This is a genomic window from Synechocystis sp. FACHB-908 (assembly GCF_014698595.1).
Lineage (GTDB): Bacteria > Cyanobacteriota > Cyanobacteriia > Cyanobacteriales > Microcystaceae > Synechocystis.
This window is the reverse complement of record NZ_JACJTH010000043.1, coordinates 26,982-50,324: the sequence shown is the minus strand read 5'-3', so window position 1 is coordinate 50,324 and position 23,343 is coordinate 26,982. Positions and strand designations below refer to the sequence as shown.

21 protein-coding genes and 1 riboswitch are annotated in these 23,343 nt (G+C 46.2%); of the genes, 7 read left to right on the top strand and 14 right to left on the bottom strand.

Translation table 11 applies throughout. The annotated features are described in order from the left end of the window. Positions 1-27: 27 nt before the first annotated feature. From arsS to H6G46_RS17105, 7 genes are all read right to left on the bottom strand, one after another. Positions 28-1,038 carry an arsenosugar biosynthesis radical SAM (seleno)protein ArsS gene (arsS, locus tag H6G46_RS17135; RefSeq protein WP_010873898.1) on the bottom strand — a complete coding sequence of 337 codons (1,011 nt, stop codon included), beginning with the start codon at positions 1,036-1,038 and terminating at the stop codon, positions 28-30. Positions 1,039-1,090: 52 nt separating this feature from the next. Continuing rightward, positions 1,091-2,059 (bottom strand): arsenosugar biosynthesis arsenite methyltransferase ArsM, encoded by a 969-nt coding sequence (arsM, locus tag H6G46_RS17130; RefSeq protein WP_010873897.1) that lies wholly within the window; start codon positions 2,057-2,059, stop codon positions 1,091-1,093. Between the two features lie 486 nt (positions 2,060-2,545). Then, positions 2,546-4,852, bottom strand: coding sequence for a diguanylate cyclase (locus H6G46_RS17125; RefSeq protein WP_010873896.1), 2,307 nt, complete (start codon positions 4,850-4,852; stop codon positions 2,546-2,548). A 261-nt stretch (positions 4,853-5,113) separates the two neighbouring features. Further along, positions 5,114-7,570: a pyruvate, water dikinase gene (gene ppsA / locus H6G46_RS17120; RefSeq protein ID WP_010873895.1), complete on the bottom strand. Its 2,457-nt coding sequence runs from the start codon at positions 7,568-7,570 to the stop codon at positions 5,114-5,116. Positions 7,571-7,817: 247 nt separating this feature from the next. Continuing rightward, the gene (locus tag H6G46_RS17115) at positions 7,818-8,402 is read right to left on the bottom strand and encodes a Uma2 family endonuclease (protein ID WP_010873894.1); all 585 of its coding nucleotides are present in this window, start codon (positions 8,400-8,402) and stop codon (positions 7,818-7,820) included. Next, the gene (locus tag H6G46_RS17110) at positions 8,378-9,085 is read right to left on the bottom strand and encodes a CatA-like O-acetyltransferase (RefSeq protein WP_010873893.1); all 708 of its coding nucleotides are present in this window, start codon (positions 9,083-9,085) and stop codon (positions 8,378-8,380) included. Before H6G46_RS17110 ends, H6G46_RS17115 begins: the two co-directional genes overlap by 25 nt. A gap of 61 nt (positions 9,086-9,146) precedes the next feature. Continuing rightward, positions 9,147-9,779, bottom strand: a complete 633-nt coding sequence (locus tag H6G46_RS17105) for an FHA domain-containing protein (protein WP_010873892.1) — start codon at positions 9,777-9,779, stop codon at positions 9,147-9,149. 211 nt (positions 9,780-9,990) lie between these two features. Between H6G46_RS17105 and minC the strand changes: the two genes are divergently transcribed. The 4 genes from minC to H6G46_RS17085 all read left to right on the top strand — a co-directional run bounded on the left by minC (position 9,991) and on the right by H6G46_RS17085 (position 12,193). Further along, on the top strand, positions 9,991-10,734 hold the full coding sequence (minC, locus tag H6G46_RS17100) for a septum site-determining protein MinC (RefSeq protein ID WP_010873891.1): 744 nt from the start codon (positions 9,991-9,993) through the stop codon (positions 10,732-10,734). A 76-nt stretch (positions 10,735-10,810) separates the two neighbouring features. Further along, positions 10,811-11,611: a septum site-determining protein MinD gene (gene minD, locus H6G46_RS17095; protein ID WP_010873890.1), complete on the top strand. Its 801-nt coding sequence runs from the start codon at positions 10,811-10,813 to the stop codon at positions 11,609-11,611. Between the two features lie 57 nt (positions 11,612-11,668). Further along, positions 11,669-11,962 carry a cell division topological specificity factor MinE gene (gene minE / locus H6G46_RS17090; protein WP_010873889.1) on the top strand — a complete coding sequence of 98 codons (294 nt, stop codon included), beginning with the start codon at positions 11,669-11,671 and terminating at the stop codon, positions 11,960-11,962. 9 nt (positions 11,963-11,971) lie between these two features. After that, a complete protein-coding gene (locus H6G46_RS17085) occupies positions 11,972-12,193 on the top strand; it encodes a hypothetical protein (protein WP_020862015.1) in 222 nt (73 codons plus the stop codon). Between the two features lie 45 nt (positions 12,194-12,238). Here H6G46_RS17085 and H6G46_RS17080 read toward each other — a convergent pair whose 3' ends face one another. After that, positions 12,239-12,433: a hypothetical protein gene (locus H6G46_RS17080; RefSeq protein ID WP_020862016.1), complete on the bottom strand. Its 195-nt coding sequence runs from the start codon at positions 12,431-12,433 to the stop codon at positions 12,239-12,241. Positions 12,434-12,601: 168 nt separating this feature from the next. Between H6G46_RS17080 and ppk1 the strand changes: the two genes are divergently transcribed. Next, a complete protein-coding gene (gene ppk1, locus H6G46_RS17075; RefSeq protein ID WP_010873888.1) occupies positions 12,602-14,788 on the top strand; it encodes a polyphosphate kinase 1 in 2,187 nt (728 codons plus the stop codon). Here ppk1 and H6G46_RS17070 read toward each other — a convergent pair whose 3' ends face one another. The 4 genes from H6G46_RS17070 to thiC all read right to left on the bottom strand — a co-directional run bounded on the left by H6G46_RS17070 (position 14,789) and on the right by thiC (position 20,061). Next, positions 14,789-16,276: a class A beta-lactamase gene (locus H6G46_RS17070; protein ID WP_010873887.1), complete on the bottom strand. Its 1,488-nt coding sequence runs from the start codon at positions 16,274-16,276 to the stop codon at positions 14,789-14,791. 168 nt (positions 16,277-16,444) lie between these two features. Beyond that, positions 16,445-17,191 (bottom strand): TrmJ/YjtD family RNA methyltransferase, encoded by a 747-nt coding sequence (locus H6G46_RS17065; RefSeq protein WP_020862017.1) that lies wholly within the window; start codon positions 17,189-17,191, stop codon positions 16,445-16,447. Positions 17,192-17,499: 308 nt separating this feature from the next. Beyond that, the gene (locus H6G46_RS17060) at positions 17,500-18,456 is read right to left on the bottom strand and encodes a YihY/virulence factor BrkB family protein (protein ID WP_010873885.1); all 957 of its coding nucleotides are present in this window, start codon (positions 18,454-18,456) and stop codon (positions 17,500-17,502) included. A gap of 225 nt (positions 18,457-18,681) precedes the next feature. Further along, positions 18,682-20,061, bottom strand: coding sequence for a phosphomethylpyrimidine synthase (thiC, locus tag H6G46_RS17055; protein WP_010873884.1), 1,380 nt, complete (start codon positions 20,059-20,061; stop codon positions 18,682-18,684). A 7-nt stretch (positions 20,062-20,068) separates the two neighbouring features. Continuing rightward, positions 20,069-20,164: riboswitch (TPP riboswitch) on the bottom strand. 152 nt (positions 20,165-20,316) lie between these two features. Between thiC and H6G46_RS18560 the strand changes: the two genes are divergently transcribed. Beyond that, on the top strand, positions 20,317-21,003 hold the full coding sequence (locus H6G46_RS18560) for an IS701 family transposase (RefSeq protein WP_010873883.1): 687 nt from the start codon (positions 20,317-20,319) through the stop codon (positions 21,001-21,003). Between the two features lie 158 nt (positions 21,004-21,161). Beyond that, positions 21,162-21,431, top strand: a complete 270-nt coding sequence (locus H6G46_RS18555) for a transposase (protein WP_010873882.1) — start codon at positions 21,162-21,164, stop codon at positions 21,429-21,431. Positions 21,432-21,800: 369 nt separating this feature from the next. Here the strand turns inward: H6G46_RS18555 and H6G46_RS17045 are convergent, their stop codons facing one another. After that, the gene (locus H6G46_RS17045) at positions 21,801-22,547 is read right to left on the bottom strand and encodes a phycocyanobilin:ferredoxin oxidoreductase (protein ID WP_010873881.1); all 747 of its coding nucleotides are present in this window, start codon (positions 22,545-22,547) and stop codon (positions 21,801-21,803) included. A 61-nt stretch (positions 22,548-22,608) separates the two neighbouring features. Further along, positions 22,609-23,334: a two component system response regulator RpaA gene (rpaA, locus tag H6G46_RS17040; RefSeq protein ID WP_010873880.1), complete on the bottom strand. Its 726-nt coding sequence runs from the start codon at positions 23,332-23,334 to the stop codon at positions 22,609-22,611. Positions 23,335-23,343 lie beyond the last annotated feature (9 nt).

Below are 23,343 nucleotides of genomic sequence, written 5' to 3'. Positions count from 1 at the left end.
GGAAAGCAGGAATAATATCAGTCAAAATCAAATTAATGCCCCTCCGCAACTAGAGCCGGAACCAGCGGTACAACCATAACAATAATCGGCGGTTTTAACCTGCTGAATTAAGTCTAAATTGTCAGCTCTTAGTAGATCAGCAACGGTTAACTTATGGCTGGATTTATCTTCCGCAGGAATATTTTCCATTTGATTAAAATCACAATCATAAACGTTACCTAAATAGTCAATGGAAAGTTCATTACGACACATTAGATTATTAACCGTATCTGGATTAAAATTGCTTTCTAGGAAAGTCAAATATTTTTGGTGCAGTTGATGCTTGTCAAGATGAAATTTACTCCGGCCAATGGGTAAGTTTGTGATAGTTAGCAAGTGATTAAAATTGATATCAAAATGTTCTTTGAGGAACTTTTTGTAATCCTGTTCAAGGGGTTCCTGGGCAGGGGGGAGGGAAAATTTATCTGAGGTTAGTAAAGGAGGGTTATAAACTAAATCTAGAACTAGATTAGCATCCTTCCCATAGCCGAGATTATTCAACCATTGAAGAGCTTTAATTGATTTTTCATAAACCCCGTTGCCACGCATTTTATCCACATTATCTTCAAGGTAACAGGGCAATGACGCCACAACTCTCAACTGATGCTGGGCACAATATGCGGGAATGTCTCCAAATCCCATTTCAAAGTAAATGGTTAAATTAGAGCGGACAATGACTTCTTTTCTCATCTTCCTAGATGCTTCCACCAGGGGCTTAAAGCCGTAGAGCATTTCCGGTGCTCCCCCGGTGAGATCTACCACTTTAATTTGGGGAAATTTTTGAATAATGGCAATTAGTTGTTCACAAACCTCCGGTGATATTTCTTCAGTGCGTTTGGGACTAGCTTCCACATGGCAATGGCTACAGGCTAGATTACAGCGTTTACCCAAATTGATTTGCAGGGTAGAAATAGTTTGTTTACCAAGGGGACTACCCAACTTTTTTGCAAAGGGCGTAATTTTTAATTTTTGCTGACTACGTTCTAATTGTTGAACCATTTTGTTTAAAAATTAACTGCAGGAATAATTTGATATCCGGTCAAAACTAAAATCAACAACAGCCGCCACCGTCATAGTACCAAGTTGAATCAGTGATGAGTATTTTGTTTGGATAGGTAGAACCTAAGTTCAACGCTGTTTTATCGCATACCGCACTAGGAACTCCCTGCTGAAGAATATGGCCAGCTTGGTCATCGAATAGGGGGTCTGAACCAGCATAAATAGCGGTTTTGCCAGTAAAAACACAGGCTCCATCACTAGGAATAGGCACTTTGAAAGAAACGGAATCTAAACTTTCTAATAATAAATTTTCATCCAGTTTATAGGTGACAGAATCGAGCAAACGATAGGGACGGCGGGCGCGAATTTCTATTTGCCCAAAACCAGTATCAATTAAATGTTGAATGTATTCTGCATAGGTTAATGCTCCGGATAAACACATGGCCCGTAACCGTTCGTCCTGACGCAAATGTTGGGGAATAGGCCGGGCAGCAATGGGATCACTCATGATTAACCGACCATGGGGTTTTAGAACCCGATAAGCTTCCTTCAAAGCTCGGGATAAATCTTCCGGCTCAAAAATATTAAATAGGCAATTTTGTGCCACCACATCTACCGAGTTGTCCGGCACCGGCAAAGTAAAAGCATCCCCTGCACGAATATCGACAAAATCGACACTAAACCAATCATTTTTTTCGGCGGCTAACTGCAAATTTCGCTGGGCGGCCTGGCGCATGGCTTCCACGGGATCCACTGCGATCACGGCCCCTGGCTGACGGCAAAAATAGGCAAATTGCAATGCCTCCAGACCACCACCAACACCGACATAAAGCACCTTAGACTTATTACCCAACTCGTTGGGATGGACGGTGCTACCACAGCCATAATTCATTTCCTGCATGACAGCGGGAATCACTAACCCCGGCAGTTGGAGAGGGCTACTCTGAACACAACAGAGTCCCACTTCTGGGGTCTGGGCAACTTCAGCGTAAAAGTCGGCGGTGGTTTGCAGATAGGTCATAGTGAAGTTAATGTTTAGAAATTTAATAATTCAATAATTGAGCTGGAATTGGTAAATTACCCTTTTTATTCTAGATTGAATAGATTTTAATAAAAAATTTTCCTAACCATTCTTTAAAATGGATAGTAGAAAATAAAGTTGCCCCCAGATTATAGCGTTGTGGAGAAATGTGAGTCAACAAGAAAAACAATAATAGTTCCAATTATTACATCAATAACTGTATAAATTTTGACTAATTATCCACCAAATCAAAAATATTTTTTCTGACTTTATTTACTCTAAATTTATCCCTTAGAGCCTGTTTGGAAAGTTGAATTCTGGCTGTTTAATCCCTCCTAACTCCCCTGCCCAAGGGAGGAACTGTCAGAAAAGTCTCCCTTGTTAAGTGGGGATTTAGGGAGATAAATACCTAGCCTTGCACTTTTCAAACACTTTCCTACAGTGTTTTTGAATGATAGTCAAATCCTGCCACAAATGAATAAATACTTAAGTGGAAACCTCTTTGGGGGCGACGATGACCCGATTTCTGCCTGCTTGTTTGGCATCATACAAAGCTTTATCCGCTATTTGTATAATTTCTTGTCCCGTTTCGCCGTGATCGGGATAACAAGCAACCCCAAAAGAGGCGGTGACACTATTCACAATTTTTCCACTGTATTCTATTTTCATTTCGGCGATCGCCTGGCGTAAAAATTCCGCTTTTTGGGAAGCCTCTTCCAGAGTAGCATCAGGCAAAATTATAGTTATCTCTTCACCTCCATAACGACAGGCCACATCGGAAGTCCGGATATTATTTTTCAGCAGAGTACCAATGGAAGCCAAGATACGATCGCCAGCGTCATGACCAAGGGAATCGTTAAAGCGCTTAAAGTGATCGACGTCAATCATCAAAACACCGACTGAATAGTGATGACGTTTGGCCCTGGCCAGTTCCTGGCTTAAGCGTTGTTCCAGATAACGACGGTTGAAAAGTTTGGTCAGTGGGTCCCGCAGACTTTGTTCTTCCAGTTGTTCCCGTAACTTCAAATTGGCGATCGCCAGGGCAAGCTGTTCCGCCACTGTTTTTGCCAATTGTTGCCGTATGTCGGGCAAAATTTCCCCTTTGAAAGTGCAAAGAAACAGCAAGCCAAGAGTTTCCCCCTGGGCAATGAGGGGAATACACAAACTTGCCAGTGGTAAGTGTTGGTCATTGACATGATTGCAAAACAAAGCATGTTGTCCCTGCTTCACCCCATGGGACCGTCCCCGTCGCAAAGCCCAACAATCTAGGGGGGTAAACACATCATCGGAGCAAAACGGATTGCCCCAAAAAGTGACCCGTTCTAGACAATTATTCTGGGCAGACAGAATAAAAATTCCCCCGCAGCAATCGGGAAATAGGGGTTGAGCCAGGGCCGCAATCACTCCGCAGGCATCTTTGACCGTAAAACAAGACTGGAGATAGTCAGTAATACCCGAAAGAATTAACATCTCAGCATTACGCTGTTTCAATTCACCGAGGCGCTCCTCTAGGACTTGATTGACTTTTTGTAGTTCCTCCTCAAATTGTTTACGGCGGGTAATGTCCACATCTACACCGATAACACGGAGGGGCACATTGTTCTGATCTCGAATCACAGTAGCTTGACTTGCCGCCCAGCGCAGGGTTCCATCGGGTTTGATAAACCGGAACTCCAAATCATAGGGTTCATCATTATGGATACTTTGTTCCAGAGCTTTCAAGACAATGCCTCGATCATCGGGATGCATCATTTGTGCAACTTTTTCTAGGTCGCCATCAAAGCTTCCCGGCTTAAGTCCCATCATTTGCTCCAGGCTTTCTGACCACACAATGCCATTAGTTAGAAGATCCAAATCCCAATAGCCCATATTGGCCGCATTAAACGCTAACTTCAAACGATCTTCATTTTCCTGGAGGGATTTGGTCCGCTCTAAAACACGCTGCTCCAACTGAGCATTGAGTTCCGCCAGCTTTGCTTCCGTTAATCGGCACTGATCTAAGGTTTTCTGCTGTTCGGTCATATCCACCACTATGCAGACCGTATATTCAAGCTCCACATCTATGCTGGCAACACCGACCAACACAGGAATGCGACTACCATCCTTGCGGTAATATTCCTTTTGCCAAGGCTCTGGGGTTTCATGATTCCGCAAACGGGCAATAATTTCTTGATCCTTTTGATCATATTCGGGGGGGGTTAACCTATCCCAGTGCACCAGCCCGAGGTCCAATTCTTCTTTAGTGAAACCAATCATTTGTAGGAAACGGTCGTTGGCATCGAAAATTTCCCCTTGATTGGAAGCAAAAAACATCCCGACAATATTCGACTCAAACAAATTCCTAAAGCGGGCTTCGCTTTCCCTTAAGGCTATTTCGGCCATCTTGCGATCACTGATGTCCATGGCCACCCCTTGCAATCCATTGACTTGGCCCCGGTCATCGATAATCGCTTCAATCCTGGCCCAAATCCACCCCATAGAAGCATCGGCCCGAGTTATTGCATACTCTATGGTTTGGGTTTTTCCGGTGGCAATAACCTTATCAGCAATACTCTGGTGCAGTTCTCTAAATTCGGGCTGAATGGTCTGGACTAACCAGTCATAACTAGGGGAAAATTGATGGGGCTCTAGACCAAATAGTTGGTAAGTTTCTGCTGACCAGGTGATCTCACCGGAAGCAATGTCAAACCGCCAGAAGCCTAATTTAGCAATGCGTTGAATATCTGCTAAATCCGCCCTCAACCTCTCCATTTCCTGGAGTAATTGAGCTTTGGTTTTGTGGCGATCGCTCATGGTTTTGCCGGGCGAAGCCCCTTTAACTGATTTGAATCAACTGATGTAGCCATTACTTCCCATAATTTTCTCTGCGGGATGTCAAAGACTTGCCCTGGCAATCATCCAAAATTTAAAGGTTTTTAACCCTTGCCCAAAATGAACCATCCACTCTTAATATTGACTGCATTTTAACCCCTCCTTACCCTTGGAATTGAACCAGCGGGAAAGAAGGGGCTGTATTTATGGTTTAGCCTTAGTCGGCAAAATAAACACCATTTCCTAGCCTAGGGCTTTTTCCACCTCTGCAATGCGTAGAACAGTTTTCAGCACAGAATCAGGGTTTAAGCTAATGGAATCAATGCCCAATTCCACTAAAAATTCAGCAAACTCAGGATAATCCGAGGGGGCTTGGCCACAGATACCGATTTTGCGACCGTTAGCTTTCGCCGTTTCAATGGCCATTTTGACCATCCGTTTGACCCCTAGATTGCGTTCATCAAACAGATGGGCAACGAGGGAAGAATCCCGGTCTAAACCTAAAGTTAATTGGGTTAAATCATTGGAGCCAATGGAGAAGCCGTCAAATACCTCGCTAAATTCATCGGCCAGAATGACGTTACTGGGCAATTCACACATAACGTAGATTTCCAAGCCGTTTTTCCCTTGTTTCAAGCCATGTTTAGCCATTTCCGCAATAACTTTGCGACCTTCATCGGGGGTACGACAGAAGGGAATCATGGGAATGACGTTGGTTAAACCCATTTCGTCCCGCACTCGTTTCAGAGCTTGGCATTCCAAAGCGTAGGCTTCTCGGTAATTGGGATCGTAGTAACGGGAAGCGCCCCGCCAACCGATCATGGGGTTTTCTTCCTTCGGCTCAAACTGACGACCACCCAGGAGGTTAGCGTATTCATTGGATTTAAAATCCGACATCCGCACCACCACAGGTTTGGGATAGAACGCCGCCGCAATCATGGCAATACCATGGGCCAATTTGTCCACAAAGAACCGGGGGCGATCGCCAGCATAGAGTTTGGTTAGTTCGGCAATTTCTGCCTTGGCCAAGGGATCTTCCAACTCATCAAATTTCATCAGGGCGAGGGGGTGAGCCTTAATGTGGTTAGCAATGATAAATTCCAACCGGGCTAGACCCACGCCATCGGCGGGATAACTAGCAAATCCAAAGGCCTGTTCTGGGTTACCCACATTCATCAAAATTTGAGTCTTGGTGCGGGGCAAATTGGACAGTTCCGTTTCGTGAACTTCATAGTTCAAAATGCCGCTGTAAACCGAACCTTCATCCCCTTCGGAGCAACAGATGGTGACATCTTCCCCGGTTTTGATTGTGTCGGTGGCATCTCCACAACCCACAATCGCCGGAATACCCATTTCCCGGGCAATAATTGCGGCGTGGCAGGTTTTCCCCCCCTGGTTAGTGACGATCGCCGAAGCCTGTTTCATAATCGGTTCCCAATCCGGGTCAGTGCGGTTGGTGATTAACACCTCGCCGGGACGAAACTGATTGATTTGGGACACATTGCGAATTACCTGGGCTTTACCCTGGCCGATCGCCGCCCCCACACTGCGGCCCGTGGCTAACACTTGGCTGTGATCTTTTAACTCATAGGTTTTAATCACATTGGCGGATTTTTGCGACTGCACCGTTTCTGGGCGGGCTTGGACAATGAACAATTCCCCCGTTTGCCCATCCTTAGCCCATTCAATATCCATGGGGGTATAAACTCCCCGCACCCCAGAATAATGGTCTTCAATGATGCAGGCCCAGCGGGCTAATTGGAGAATTTCTTCATCATTAATGCAATATTTTTCCCGTTCCGGCTCCGCTACTTCCACATTTTTGGTCAGTTTGGAACCGCCCACGTCATAGACCATTTTGATAGCTTTACTACCCAAACGTTTTTCCAGAATTGGTTTAAAACCCTCTTTCAAAGTAGGTTTAAACACAAAATATTCATCGGGGTTAACCGCCCCTTGCACCACATTTTCCCCTAGGCCATAGGCGGCAGTAATCAGAGCGGCATTTTTGAAACCCGTTTCCGTATCAATGGAAAACATCACCCCGGAGGTGGCCAGATCAGAACGCACCATCTTTTGTACGCCCACCGATAGGGCCACCGCAAAATGGTCAAAACCATTGTGATGGCGATAGGAAATAGCCCGGTCAGTGAATAACGAAGCAAAGCATTTATGGCAAGATTCCAACACACAGGAAAGGCTGTGGACATTAAGGTAGGTTTCCTGTTGTCCTGCAAAACTAGCCTCTGGCAAATCCTCCGCTGTAGCACTGGAGCGCACCGCCACGTCCACCCCGGTACGACCCATTTTTTGGCCATAGCGTTCACACATGGCACCATAGGCTTCGGCGATCGCCGTTTGTAAATTTTGGGGGAAGGGGGTGTCTAAGATTAATTGCCGAGCTAAATGACCCCGCTCCTGGAGATTGGCCATGTCATTCACATCGAGATCTGTAAAGAGATCTCGCAGTTTTTGTTCCAGACCCGCCTCTTGGATAAAATAGCGGTAAGCATAGGCAGTGGTGGCAAAACCAGAAGGTACATTCACCCCTTTGTTGGTCAACTGCTGAATCATTTCCCCCAGGGAAGAATTTTTACCCCCTACCAAACCAACATCATGGGTGCCCACCTCTTCAAACCAGAGGATTAAAGCCGTTTCTTTATGGGCTACAGAGGTTTTTTCGACGACTGAACTTACCATATCTATTTACCCCTAATCGATACCTTCAGTTTATCGAGGTTGATATAGTAAACTTTATTTTGTTGGTAATTATTTATAAATTGATAGGTTTCTTAAATCTAGTGTTAATTAATTATTAAAAAATTGTCCTAGGGTGGAAATTCGCGCTATCATACCCATATGTGCCTTGTTACTCGGCAATTATTAATATCCCTATTTTCTTATGAAGGTAATAGGCAAGTCTTTGAAGTGTCATGGAGATTCTGAATTAGTTTGCCCCCCATAACCAAGCCACATTGAGTTCCAAGTCCGGCAACAGGCGATCGCCATTGAGTGTTTGGGGTTTGTTTAATATTTCTATCGGGGAATCAGGGCGATATATTTCCACTTGTTGATCAATCGGATTAATTAACCAGCCTAACTCCGTTCCACAGCTTAAATATTCACGCATTTTTGCTTGAGTTGCAGCTAGGGCATCACTGGGGGAAAGTAGTTCCAACACAAAATCTGGACAGAGCGGGGGAAACTTTTCCCTTTCTGCGGGAGTTAATGCTTCCCATGTCGACCTTTTTACCCACGCCACATCGGGGGAGCGCAAAGCACCGTTAGGCAAACGAAAGCAAGTAGAAGAATCAAAGACTACACCCAATTGAGTCCGACGATTCCAAAGATTAAAATCCGTGTTTAATTCTGAGTTGCGACGGCCTGTTTCTCCACCCGTGGGGGGCATAATAATTAGGTCTCCGTTGGAGCTACGTTCAAATTTTAAATCAGGATTTTGTTGACAGAGAGCGACAAATTGCTGATCTGTTAGCGAAATAATTGGCCTTAGCTTGAGGATGGTGGAATACATGGCATAGGAGAAAAAAGAGTTTGGAATTGGCTGATTAGTTGATCAAGCACAAAGGGGTCTGCATTCGCATGGTGAATTTTAAAACAAAGGGGAATTAATAATTTGCCATCCTGCCAGTAGCGTTGCCCGAAGTAAAACCAGGGTTGTCCTTGGATTTTTTCTCTGCGATAGTGTACACTCAAAGTCGTAAATTTTAAGTTGGGTAAATTACCAAAAATACAAGCTAAACAGAAGGTGTTATATTCAGCTCTCTCGTAGTTTCCTGCCCGAATTTGGGCTAATTTCTCACTGTAAAGTTGAGCAAAATCCCCATAGCTAAGTTGGGAGACATTCTCCAATAGCATTTCGGAAAAACGTTCTTTGCCCCCGATCGCCACGCTGACCATGGCCGGCGGATTATCCAACACATACCATTGTTGATTGTAATAGCGGAGCCGAAATTCCCAATGGTTTTGCAAACATTGCATCCAATGCCAGAGCAAAAAAGCAAAAAAACTGCCTGGGCTGTCCTTTTGTTGTTGGTAAACTCCATAGGCATTGGTCACATCCAATTGCAACGTCAAATCAATGTAGGGAATTTGCAATAGGCGATCGTCGGTAAAAAAATCCAAAGACCAATCTAGATAACCTGCCCTTTCCTCCGGAGTTAAAAGGCGGGGTTGATAGCGGACGGGAATTTCCATGCGCCTAGGGGATCTCAATATTCAATGGTGGATTTAATTCCTGAGCAAAGTTGGGGGCAACCTAATGCAACTGAAATATAAATGTGACCAAATCCCCTTTGCCCAAAGCAAGGCGATCGCCGGGACGCAGTAAATGACGGTTGCCTGGGAGGAGGGCCGTGTGGTTAACGTAGGTGCCATTGGCACTGCCCACATCTTCCAAGAAATACTCATTGCCTTCCAGACGGATATCGGCATGGACCCTAGACACCACATCGGAATTGGCAAAACCCGATACATCGATGTCTGGTGGTACCTTATCGTTGGGTTTTCCTAGGTGGATTACCGTTAGGCCGGCAGGAATTTCCAACGTGGTTTGGGTCTGCACATGGACAAGGGAAGCTCCCTGGGATTGGAGTTGGGTGCCCACGGGAAATGGGGCCGGTGTGGAGGAAACTTCGGGAATGGCCGGAATGGGTTCAGCACTTTCTGGAGCTACGGCGATCGGGATGGGGACCTCTTCTTCCTCCGGAGCACTTACTACTAATTGTTGGGGATCAATGGTCTGTCCACAGTTGCCGCAAAAAGTAGCATCACTTTGCACGGAGCTGCCACAGTGGGGACAAGGCATCAGAGTGGGCAGGGGGGTAAAGCAGGCCTCACACTGGATGGCCCCTTCTGGATTGGTGTGATTACAGGTGGGACAGACAGCCATAAATAATGTAGGGATTAATGTTAAATACCACAGCGGAGTATGGCAGGATTCTCTTCAATCGTAGCGAAAAATTTGTCTTTCCTAACCCTCCCGGCCCCAGGGCAAAAAATCTCCACCCCAGCTCGAATTGACCCCCTGGGAGGAGGACGGTCGGGGAAAGTGAAGTGCTAAGGTAAAGGGCGATCCTACGGCAAAATTCTAAATTTTTTTGATGAGTGACGACACACCCCATCCTGAGTGGCAATTAGTCCCCCAGGGAAACTTTGTCCGATTATCCCTAACTCTCCCGACGGTAACGACGGCTCCCGACTCCCCTAGCCTGGTGTTTTCCCATCAACAACTGGAACAAAGCTTGGGTAATTATCTGCGTATTATGGCGGGGCGATGGCAAGACCAGACCCTAGTGCGGTTAGCGGTGAATAATCAACTGTTGGATGCTAGACAACTCCAGGCGATCGCCGCTGGCCTGAAGGAACAGAACCTGACCTTGCAGTGGGTGGAAACCAACCGTCGTCAAACCGCTGTGGCCGCCGCCAGTGCCGGCCTTTCCGTGGATCAAACCATGGCCGACAAGCCCCTGGTGGATCCTTCCGAGACCCCTTCTCTCCCCAAACCGTTAGTGGTACGCCATACCCTCCGTTCTGGGGGGGAAATTCGCCATGGAGGAGATGTAGTCATCATTGGCGATGTCAATCCGGGCAGTAGCATTGTGGCCGACGGTGACATCCTTATTTGGGGATGTTTGCGGGGTATGGCCCATGCCGGTGCCAAAGGCAATGACCAGGCTGTTATTATGATTCTGCGGTTGGCCGCCTGTCAGATCCGCATTGGCGATCGCCTAGCTAGGGTAGGGGCCGATGCCGTTGATCGCCGTGAGCCCGAAATCGCTTATATTACTTCAGAAGGTATCCGTCTGACCCCGGTGCGTCAGTTTCAGCGTTCTGCTCTGCTATAAAATCCTTACCCCTTACTCACTAACTGCCCGCTAACAGTTTCGAGTCCAAGTTATTACCGCACGTTATCAGCCAACTATGAATCGGATTATTGTTGTCACTTCGGGCAAAGGTGGAGTCGGAAAAACCACCACCACCGCCAATTTAGGAGCGGCCCTAGCTCGATTGGGAAAAAAGGTTGTCCTGATTGATGCGGACTTTGGCCTGCGAAATCTGGATTTATTGCTGGGTTTGGAACAACGTATTGTTTACACCGCTATCGACGTTTTAGCTGATGAATGTACCATCGACAAAGCCCTAGTAAAAGATAAGCGTCTGCCCAATTTAGTCCTGCTCCCTGCCGCCCAAAACCGGTCAAAGGATGCCATCAATGCTGAACAAATGCAGTCTTTGGTGGAACAACTCAAAGATAAGTTTGACTACATTATCATCGACTGTCCCGCTGGTATTGAAGCTGGTTTTCGCAATGCCGTGGCTCCGGCCCAGGAAGCAATCATTGTCACCACTCCAGAGATGTCGGCGGTGCGGGATGCAGACCGGGTAATTGGTCTTTTGGAAGCGGAAGACATCGGCAAAATTAGCTTGATTGTTAACCGCCTGCGACCAGAGATGGTACAACTCAATCAAATGATTAGTGTGGAGGACATTTTAGACCTTTTAGCGGTGCCGCTCATTGGCATTTTGCCAGACGATCAAAAAATTATTATTTCCACCAACAAAGGGGAACCTTTAGTGATGGAAGAAAAGCTTTCTGTACCGGGGTTAGCGTTCCAAAACATTGCCCGTCGCCTAGAAGGTCAAGACATTCCTTTTCTGGATTTCATGGCGGCCCACAATACCCTACTCAACCGTATCCGCCGTCGTCTCTTGGGGGGTTAATCCCATGGATTTGCCCTTTTTCCGTTATGACCTAACAGCCAGTGAGCGAAAACCAGCATGATTTTGGAATTGATTGAAAGGCTCTTTAGCCGGAGTGGCAAAAATAGCGGCGAAGATGCCCGTCGGAGGCTCAAACTGGTCATCGCCAATGATCGATCAGGGCTAAGCCCGGAAATGATGGAGGAAATGCGACGGGAAATCGTGGAGGTGGTAAGTCGCTATGTGGAAATTGACCCCGGAGAGATGGAGTTTTCCTTGGAAAGTGACCAACGGATGACAGCTTTAATTGCCAATTTGCCGGTGCGTCGGGTACGTCGAACCAAAGCTAAATCAGAAGCACAAGAAAGTTAGGGGTTGGTCTTGACAAATACTGATGCCCTAACAAAGTTAACCAATTTACCCATTGTCACCCAGGTTATTATCCTCGGTACGGCCCATTGTTTACTGGGACTCACCGCCACGGCGATCGCCTATGGGAAGGGTCGTAATTTCCGTCGTTGGTTGGCGATCGGTTTAATCGGTGGCACTCCAGCTTTGGTGGCAGCCATTGTGCTCAAATCCCAGAAAAATTTGGGCAATTAGTGTTTTTTTGCTGGGAAATATGGACTGCACCAGTCTTTTGCTCTGCTAACTGTGATTGACGGTTGCACCAGTACCAACTTTATCTGGCTGTTTTCTGTATTTGAACGTTTGATTAAAAACTCCCTGCAATTCAATCTCGCCTATGTTCTGTCTATTGTTTTTTAGGGACTCAATCAATTCCAGATTTTCTTTGTAGTAGCCATCTATATCCAAAAGCCGCTCATAGTTTATATTTTCCATGGGAAATATATGCGAAGGATCACTTCAATGTCCCTTGCTCCCCATCTGCTACTTTTTCCAGCTAATTTCGTTTTTTACCGTCCTTAAACTGGCCATAATTTTCGTCAGGTTAAGCTGGGGTAAGATCAACCTGATCGCCTATCCCTATGCCATTGGTGTCCTGCCCCCATGATCCAAGCTATGCCCTCTGCTCCCACCGTTGACTTTAAAGATCCTGCTTACTATTTCAATCGAGAATTGAGTTGGTTAGCCTTTAATCAGCGGGTGCTCCATGAAGGTTTAGACGACCGTACCCCCTTGTTGGAACGGTTAAAGTTTTTGGCGATTTTTTGCTCCAACCTAGATGAATTTTTTATGGTCAGGGTGGCGGGGCTCAAGCAACAGGTAGAAGCGAATGTCACCAAGTTGACTGCGGATGGTCGTACTCCATCCCAACAGCTTAAAGAAATTAGCAAAAGTCTGCGGCCTTTGGTATATCAACAAAACCAGGTGTTTGAGTATGTGCTCAAGGAAAAATTAGCGGATGAGGGCATTTTCCTCAACGATTATGTAGATCTAAGCCAAGAAGAAAGACAGTATTTGCATCAATTCTATGATGACCATATTTTCCCGGTTTTAACTCCCCTGGCGGTGGACCCCAGCCATCCTTTTCCCTACATTTCCAACCTTAGTCTTAATTTGGGGGTGGTGGTGCGAGACCCGGATACGGATGAAGAATTATTTGCCAGGGTAAAAGTGCCCCCCACTCTGCCCCGCTTTGTGGCTTTGCCGGAGGACGTGTGTCAGCCAGACCCCAACAAACCATGGCTCTGGACCGGTGTGCCCCTGGAGCAGGTCATCGCCCACAATTTAGCTTCCCTTTTTCCCGGCATGATCATCCAGGAATGTCATTTATTTCGGGTGACCCGTAACGCAGACATTGCAGTGGAAGAAGACGAGGCTGATGATCTACTCCTGGCGATCGAAGAGGAATTGCGTAAACGTAGGGTGGGGAAATCCGCTGTGCGCTTGGAGATCAATGCTTCAACTCCGAAAAATATTCGCGATCGCCTGATGACGGATCTAGGGCTAGAAGAAATTGACGTTTATGACATTGACGGCCTGTTGGGGCTGAAGGATCTGTTCTTTTTCCTTTCTTTACCTGCTCCCCACCTCAAGGACGAACCCTGGGCTTCGGTTATTCCTCCCCGCCTGAAGCATGTCTATGAATTTGTCGATGGGGACGAAGACGGCCGGGTCCAGCAGGAGGGGATAGATATTTTTACTCTGATTCGCCAGGGAGATATTTTAGTTCACCATCCCTACCAATCCTTCACCGCTTCGGTGCAACAATTTATTACCCAGGCGGCCTACGATCCCCATGTATTGACCATTAAAATGACCCTGTACCGCACTTCGGGGGATTCCCCCATTGTTAACGCTCTGATTGCGGCGGCGGAAAATGGCAAACAGGTGGCGGTGTTGGTGGAACTCAAGGCCCGTTTTGATGAAGAAAATAACATTAACTGGGCTAGAAAGCTAGAACAGTACGGCGTCCATGTGGTCTATGGACTGGTGGGGCTAAAAACCCACACTAAAACCGTCCTCGTGGTGCGCCAGGAAGGCCCTGATATCCGTCGTTACGTTCACATTGGTACTGGTAATTACAATCCCAAAACCGCTAAGCTCTACACCGATTTGGGGTTGATTACCTGTCGTCCGGAATTGGGCAATGACCTGACCAATTTATTTAACTTTCTCACCGGCTATTCCCGCCAAAAGGATTACCAAAAATTGCTGGTGGCTCCGGTTAATATGCGGGAAAGAATGGTGGCCATGATTGAGCGGGAAGCGGACCATTGTTTAAATGGGGGCACCGGCCGCATTGTGGCCAAGATGAATTCCCTGGTAGATACCCAGATCATTCGTGCCCTCTACGCAGCTTCCCAGGCGGGGGTGCAGATTGATCTGATTGTGCGGGGTATTTGTTGCCTCCGACCGGGGGTGGAAAATGTCAGTGAAAACATTCGGGTAATCAGTGTAATTGGTCGTCTGTTGGAGCACTCCCGCATTTTCTATTTCCACAATGGCGGTGAAGAGGAAATTTACATTGGCAGTGCCGATTGGATGAGTCGTAATCTAACCCGACGGGTGGAGGCGGTGGTGCCGGTGGAACAGCCGGATCTCAAACAGGAATTACAGTCCATCTTGGGCATTCTTTTGGCCGATAATCGTCAAGCTTGGGAGCTACAGCCCGATGGCACCTATGTGCAACGCCGTCCCGCTTCCCCGGAACAAAGCCAGAGTTCCCAGGCAATTTTCACTGCCCAGGCGATCGCCGAAACTACGGAAGACCCGGAACTACGTTCAGTTTGATTAATTACTCGGCTCCACTGGAGCAGTAGCAGGGCTTTCCTGCTTAGCCGGGGGTTGGGCGGGACTGCTAGCTGGAGGGGTAATACCTTTGTAGTGTTGGTAAGCAGTGCGAGAAATATCTTGAATTAGCAAACGGCCCGCCACATCGTTATGGGGTCTGGTGGCCAAGACGGCCCCCACATAGCGTTTGCCATTGGGCATATCCACTATGCCCGCATCCCCCAAGACGGTACCAATGTCGCCGGTTTTATGGGCAATTTGGGCATCCGGTTCCAACCCCTGGGGTAAAAGGGTGCGGGTTTTGGTCTGTTGCATGATCCCCAACAGGCGATCACGGGATTTAAGGGATAACAATTCCCCTCCCTGGAGTTTGACCAGCAATAAAGCTAGATCCTGGGGACTGGTGGTGTTGGTACCTTCTAAATCCGGCAGGTAATTATTAATTTTCGTTTGGGGCATCTGCCAAGCCTGGAAGCGTTGGTTGAGAAATTCCTTACCCCCCAGCCGTTTGATTAACATATTGGTGGCGGTGTTATCGCTGATCACAATCATTTTGGTCACCACCTCCAAGGCTGGATAGCTGGAGCGTTTGCCCACGTCATATTGCATAGTTCCCGCTTCCCCCACAATCACATCTTGCGTTAGGGGCAGTTCTTCGTGGAGTTGAATTTTGCCCTGGTCCACTGCTTCAAAAAAGGCGATCGCCACGGGAATTTTAATGGTGCTGGCGGCGGGGAGTTGGGTTTCTCCCTTGGCATTGGCGAACTGGCCGTTATCCACATCAATGAAATAGGAGTAGGAATTAATGGCCGGAGCTTTGGAAGTGCCCAGGGTAGTTAATTTTTGGGTTAGGGCCTGATCCTCTTGGGTAGGCTGAACCTGGTCAGAGACAGCACTGGGGGCAGTGGCCACGGTCGTTTCCTGACTTTCTGTCGCTTCTGGTGTGGCCGTTGCCGGTGTTCCCCGCAATTTATCGGTTTCAGTGGTGACCCAACCCGCAATGGAAGCTAACACCTTTTGGGGGTAAATAGCTGGCTGGTCCGGCTGGGTTTGATGGGGTTCTTTCGCAGTGGCCAAGGGGGCACCATTCTGGTCTCCCCGGATAAATTTAGTGGGACTGAAGGTGGTAATGGCCGTACCGGCGATCGCCCCGATGCCAATACCCACAATGCCAAGGCGAACAGAGGTCAACACACTCTTTTGCCACCAACTGAGGGGTTTACTGGGTTTGCGGGGCCGTAGGCCGACATTTTTACCCTTGGCTACGGATTTAACCCCGGTGGCGCTAACAACCTTCAGGGGGTTGACCTTGGTTTCCCCTGGCTTTTGGTTTGACTGCTCTTGGTTTATTTCTGTGGAAGCACCGGCCTGTTCCCCAACCTCAGCAATGGTGACGCCGGTGGGGGGGGTAGATGTACCGGAGATAACCCGGAGATTACGGCGTTGGGTGCGACGAGACTTAGGACGGCGGGGCATGGAAGTAATCATGGTGAGGCTGGAGGGGCATTAACCCAGAGGAGGATCGGTCGTTAGGGAGGGCGGCCTTTCCATTAGTTCAACACTCTAAAACGAAGCACCCATACAGGACAAGAACTTGGCAAAAGTTTATTGGCCAGGCCATCACAATCCCCCCCTTGGTTGCTCGGAATGACTAATTTAAGGCTTAATTTGTTGCGCTAACCAATCAATTTGGCCCAAAATTCCCCGCAATAGGGCCACTTCTTCGCTGTTTAGGGCGGCTCGCTGATAAATTCTGCGAAATTTCGCCATTTTACTACGGGCAGTATGGGGATATAAAACTTCGATATTGAGCAAAGTTTTCTCCAGGTGCTGACAGTAACTATCCAATTGAGCATTGGTGGCCAAGGGCATGGTTGACCCATCCTCCAGGCGATCGCCAGGGACTTGGTTATTTGTCTCCATGGCTAGGCTAGCTTGGTACAATTCATAAGTACAGACCATCACTGCTTGGGAAAGGTTCAACGAGGGATATTGGGGATGGACTGGGATCCGCACAAAACGGTGGGCTTGGTTGAGTTCCTCATTGGTTAGGCCACTGTCTTCCCGACCAAATACTAGGGCGCTTTTGAGGTTTGGAGCCAACAACCAAGGCAATGCTTGGCGGGGGGTTTCCATGGGGGATTGCAATATTCGCTCCCTAGCACTGGTGGCAATGATGCGCTGGCGATCGCCAAGGGCTGTGGCCAAATCATCCACTACCTTCGCTTGGGCGAGGACGTCTTTGGCATGGACTGCCATGGTTTGGGCCTCAACGCTCCGATAATCACAACGGGGATTGACCAAAATTAATTCTTCCAACCCCATATTCTTCATCGCTCTGGCGATCGCCCCTACATTTCTTTCCCCCTGGGGCTCCACAACAACAATGGCAATATTTTCCAAATCAGTGTCCTCCAAAAGTTTTAAATTAAGTTTTAAATTTGCGAGCGATAATGGCGGAAATTTTCAGCACACTCTACAACTATCCATAAAATTGTGTCCGAAGCATCCCCTAGCTTAATCCTTGGCGGCGATATTATCGGAGCATGAATAGAAAGTTCTCTTCACACAACTCTAAGAATCTGTTTAGAAAGTGCAACTCTAGATATTTATCCCCCTAAATTTCCTCACTAAAGCTTCGGCAATGCTGGAGGGCTTTTACCTAAATCCCCCCCAACTTTGGGGGGATAGGGGGCTTTTAAAACACAACCCTAAAATGGTTTTTCTTTCTGGTGACGACTACCAAAAATATAGGTAAATACAAAGGTAAACTCGCAACCAATAAAAAACACCTGAAAAATCAAATAAATCCACAATAACAATACCATTACATTGCCCACCACACCGTAAGCTTGTAAGTTTTCACCAATGCGAATAATGCCACTGCCAACTGCATTTTGTAAGGCCATCATGGTGGCCGCAGTTAAAATTGCGCCGGGAAAAATATCCCACCATTGCAGACGGACGGGAGGCAAAACTTTGAATAGAGTGATAATAACTACGGTAATGAGAAAGTAAGAAATACTAGTTTGTAGAGTGGTAATTAATCCTAAACTGTCAAAGGTAACCCAAGGAATGGACTGTCCAAATTCCGCCAGTACGGTGAGGAAAATTTTAGCGGCTAAATTGGCAAATATGGATAGCAAAAATACCATCACTGTACTTAAAACCAGCAAAAAAGCGAGGATTTTATTCCTGATAAAATTGAAGGCGTGGTGCTTAACTCCAATATTTTCCTTGGGCTGATGAACCACCGACCAGATTTTCTTTACACTTTGATTCAAAGCATCAAAAATACGACTAGCAGTGAGAACCAAAATACCAAAACCAATGAGTCCAGCACTAAAGCTACTTTGGTTAAGATTAGTCAAAGCTTGCTGAAAAACCTTAAAGGGTTGTTCCGGTAAAATATTTTGGGCAAAGCTAATGAGCTGTAGATAATAATTTGAATCTGCCCCTAATAATCTACCAGCAATGCTAAGCATTACTAAACAGATGGGAAACAGGGAAAAGAGGGCATAGTACGCTAGGGCGGCCCCCATATCCATGCAGTTATCTTTTTGCCATTTCAGAAAGGTCTGTAATATCAACTGACTGATGCGGGCTGGTAAAATCACAGTCCGAAAAAAGTTAATCAACCGCTTCAGTTGGGCAAAATTGTTCCCCATCAATCAGATCAAAATTAAAAACTAGAAAGGTGGGCCTGAACCCACCTCTATGGTCAGACTCTGCCTCCCTTATTTCTCAGCCTTCTGGTTGCTCCAATGGATAGATTTAGAGAACAAACGAAAATTCCGCAAATATTTTTTCTCGGAATTAATCAGTAACAACTTAATCTACTTCCTAAAGTTGCCATAGCCAGAGCTAATTAAATTGGGAGGGCAAGCTAACTGTTAACGCTGGGATACCATTTCTTTATCCTTAGCCAAAAAGACCTCTAGTTCTTCCAGCATTTCTGCATCGACTTTAGTTTGCATGGGGCAGAATTTGGGCCCACACATAGAACAAAATTCAGCGGTTTTATAAATATCCGCCGGTAAAGTTTCGTCGTGGTATTCTTTGGCCCGTTCCGGATCAAGGGACAATTCAAACTGACGGTTCCAGTCGAAGTTATAGCGGGCTTTGGAAAGTTCGTCATCCCGGTCGCGGGCCCCTGGGCGGTGGCGGGCAATGTCGGCGGCGTGGGCGGCAATTTTATAGGCGATTAAACCATTGCGTACATCTTCCGCATTGGGTAAACCTAAATGTTCTTTGGGGGTGACATAACACAACATGGCAGTGCCGTGCCAACCGGCGATCGCCGCTCCGATGGCGGAGGTAATGTGGTCGTAACCAGGGGCAATGTCCGTTACTAGGGGGCCCAGCACGTAGAAGGGAGCTTCACTGCACTCTTCCATTTGCTTTTTAACGTTGAACTCAATTTGGTCAATGGGGACGTGGCCGGGGCCTTCTACCATCACCTGGACATCATGCTCCCAAGCCCGGCGGGTTAACTGACCGAGGGTTTTAAGTTCAGACAATTGAGCATCGTCGGAAGCATCGTGGGTACAGCCGGGACGGAGGGAATCCCCCAAACTGAAAGAAACGTCGTACTTTTTGAAGATTTCAATAATCTCGTCAAAGTGGGTGTAGAGCGGATTTTGCTTGTGGTGATGCAACATCCATTTAGCAATAATGCCGCCCCCCCGGGAAACGATGCCAGTGATGCGAGATTTCACTAAGGGTAAATACTCAATTAACAACCCGGCATGGATGGTCATATAGTCCACCCCCTGCTGGGCATGCTTTTCAATGATGTGGAGGAAATCATCCGGGGTCAGGTTTTCGATGCTACCGTGGACGCTCTCCAGGGCTTGGTAAATGGGTACGGTCCCAATGGGAACGGGGGAAGCATTTATGATGGCGGTACGAATCACGTCTAAGTCACCACCGCCGGTGGATAAATCCATTACCGTGTCTGCGCCGTATTTAACAGACAAAAGCAACTTTTCCACTTCCTCGTCAATATTGGAAGAGTTAGGGGAAGCACCAATGTTGGCGTTAACTTTACATTTGGAAGCAATGCCGATCGCCATCGGTTCCAGATTAGTGTGGTTGATGTTGGCGGGGATAATCATGCGACCCCGGGCCACTTCATCTTTGATCAACTCAACGGGCAGATTCTCTCGCTTCGCCACATAATCCATTTCCTCCGTGATCACCCCTTTGCGGGCATAATGCATCTGGGAAACATTGGTTTGTCCCTGGCGCTTAGCAACCCAAGCAGTTCTCATACAAATTTCCTCGAATGGTGAGCTTCCCTCCGCTGGTATTACCCAGTCTCAGGTTCTAAGGGTTTTTCTCAGCCTAGCTTTCTAGACACCCCTAGCTATGGCAAATTCTAGCATCATTTCTCTATCCCCATCTCTTCCTTAGGCGATCGCCAATCCCGTGAATCACAGTTTTGCTTGATCGATAATCATTATCCCTCTTCCGTCAGACTGAGGGAATTAAAATGGAGATAAAAGGCTGAAAAGCCCGGAGGGAGAATGACAAAGACAAGAGAGGCGAAAAAGACAGTACAGTGTGTAGACACATATAGTGAACTGTATAAAGATATATTTCCAGAAGTGAGGTCTTATGAGTCATTTAGATATATCATTGTGGGAATATTAAGTGATATAAAAAGAAAGAGTTTACCTGCAATAGCATCATCACTAGAATTGAAAAATGAACAGGGACTACTGCATTTCATGACAGATTCTCCTTGGGAACTAAAAGAATTAGAAAAAAGAAGATTAAATATTATCTTAGAAGTTTTAGAAGGAAGAGAAATAATAGTAATAATAGATGAAACAGGAGACCCCAAAAAAGGGAAAATAACAGATTATGTAAAAAGACAATATATTGGAAATTTAGGAAAAATAGAAAGCGGTATAGTGTCAGTAAATGCCTATGTTTACTGCGATGGGGTAACGTTTCCTCTAGAATCAAAAGTATTTAAACCAAAAGAAAGATTAAAAGAGGGAGATAAGTATAAAACAAAGCCAGAATTAGCAGTAGAGATAATAAAAGAACTAGAAGAAAGTAGTTTTAAAATAAAAAGAATAGTGTCAGATAGCTTATATGGAGAAAGCCATAGCAATTTTATCAGTGCTGTAGAGGAATTAAAAATAGAATATGCAGTGGGATCCGGAGCAATCATGGGGTCTGGCTTCCAAAGGAAGCTAAAGTAAGGGCAAATAAGTGGAGGAGGTTTGAACACATAAGATGGGATGGAAAACAGGAAGATAGGTATATCAGAGAAATAGTTTATGGTAAAAAAAGCGCAATAAGATATTGGGAAATTAAAACAGAAACAGAAAAAGAGGACGAAAAAGCAGGATGGTTTGTAATGACTCGAATACCAGATATTAAATATAAAGAAGTTGGCAGAATATATGGAGTAAGGTCATGGATAGAATATGGATTTGAGCAATGCAAAAGTGAATTAGGATGGGCAGATTTTAGGGTAACTCATTGTGAGGAAATTCAAAAATGGTGGGAATTAGTGATGTGTGCATATTGTATGATTTGTTTTTATGATGAGAATTTTAATCCGACTCTAAATTCAACGTCAAAGTATTATCAAAAGCATGAAAAATGGGATAAAGAAGAAGGGTAGAAAAAATGGCTAAACAACCTACGATTAGTGATCTCTGTATTTAATGCAATAAATCTTATTAAAAAGTGGTTAAAAGTATTTCCATTTGCCCATGTTTTGGATGAGTTAACTAAACTTTACAACAAGGTTGATAAGCTAGATCGATTAAAGTATTTGCTAAATTCATGGAATACATTCTATTCTTCTTCTGCCTAGATTGATGAAAGAGGGATAAGACCAATTAGGATTAAATAAAAGAATTATTCTGGCTAGTAAAAATCAATTTTGTCCTACATCCAGTTTAGATTAATTTAAATCCATACAAATAGTAAAATAAGAAGCTTAAATTTTCTTAAAAAAAGCAATGTTCGCTAAAAGCTGGAAGTGCTTTTATTGGATAACATCAAATAAGACTTGGCTCATATACCGTTCCGCCCAAGCTTCCCCAAAAGCTTTTTCCAGTACCCGACGGGTTTTATCATTTTTCTGTTGTTGTTGGCAGTAATGAATTTGCCCCTGACGGTGCTCCAAAGTTTGAGCTTCAGACAAGGGTTCGGCAACGATGGATTGGTGACAATGAATTTGCAAAAAGTCCACTACCCTTTGTACAAATCTTTCTTCTTCAGTGACATTGCTGGGACGGATGAATAAACAATATTCAGAAAATATTTCTCCCCAGGGGGGCAATTCCCGTTGTTGCTCAAATTCTGGCTGGCCTAGCTCTGCCAATGATTTTTGGTACGCTGCGGGCAATTGGCGATCGCTTTGGGTGGGGGATAGATCCGCAATAGCCGCACTTACTCCACCGGGGCCGGCCACAATGTCACAGCCAAACAAAGGTAGACCGTATAAAGGCTCAGGAAACATTACACAGTGGAGAATATCCAACCCTTTGCCCACCTTGGCCAACTCCAAATGCATTTTGCGAAACTGGGGCGTTTGGTAGCACCGATTTTCAATCACTAACTTTTCCCCTTCCAGGCGGCCTTCTACGTAGCCCAAATCCTCCGGCAATTGATAGGGCTTGAGGGGTAAACTTTGCCAACTAGCGGCGATCGCCAGGGCCAACTGTTGAATCATCGGGTTCAACGTAGGCATCAGGGAAGAATTGGTCAAACTTAAATCAGTGACGGCCATGGTAAATACTCAAATCTAGGGCAAAGCAATGGGAATAATGGGCTGGAAATTAAGCTAAAACCTACGTTGGACTACCGCCTCCTTCTTCCGTTGACAGTTCCAAACAATAGCCTGCCCCATACACCGTTTTAATAAAGCGAGGTCGACGGGGATTCGGTTCCAACTTAGTGCGGAGGTGACGAATGTGCACCCGGATGGTTTCAATGTCATCATCTGGTTCGTAGCCCCATACTTCCCGCAAAATATCACTGGGGGAAACCGTTTGCCCATGGCGCTGCAACAGACAGTGAAGCAACTCAAACTCCAAATGGGTCAGCTTGATACTTTTACCAAACCAAATAGCTTCAAACCTTTCGGGCACTAGGGTTAGGGGTCCCTGGTTAAGAATTTCTGAATGTTTTGCCGCCTGGGGGATGCGATCGGTGCGTCGCAGTAGGGCCCTCACCCGGGCTAACATTTCCTCCACGTCGAAAGGCTTAGTGAGGTAATCGTCCGCCCCAGAGTCAAAGCCTTGAATTTTATCCTGGATCTGACCCAACGCCGTTAGCATCAAAACCGGAATATCTGCTGTGCGTTCGTCCCGGCGCAAACGTTGACAAACCGTAAATCCATCCACTTTGGGCAACATCAAGTCCAACATGATCAGATCCGGTTGTAGTTGCACCGCCAACGCTTGCCCCTTGATGCCATCCACTGCCTGTTGGACATCGTAGCCTGCCATTTCTAAATTAATGGAGACTAAATCGGAAATTGCCGGGTCATCGTCAATGATCAGTATTCGAGGCATGCTCAGGGG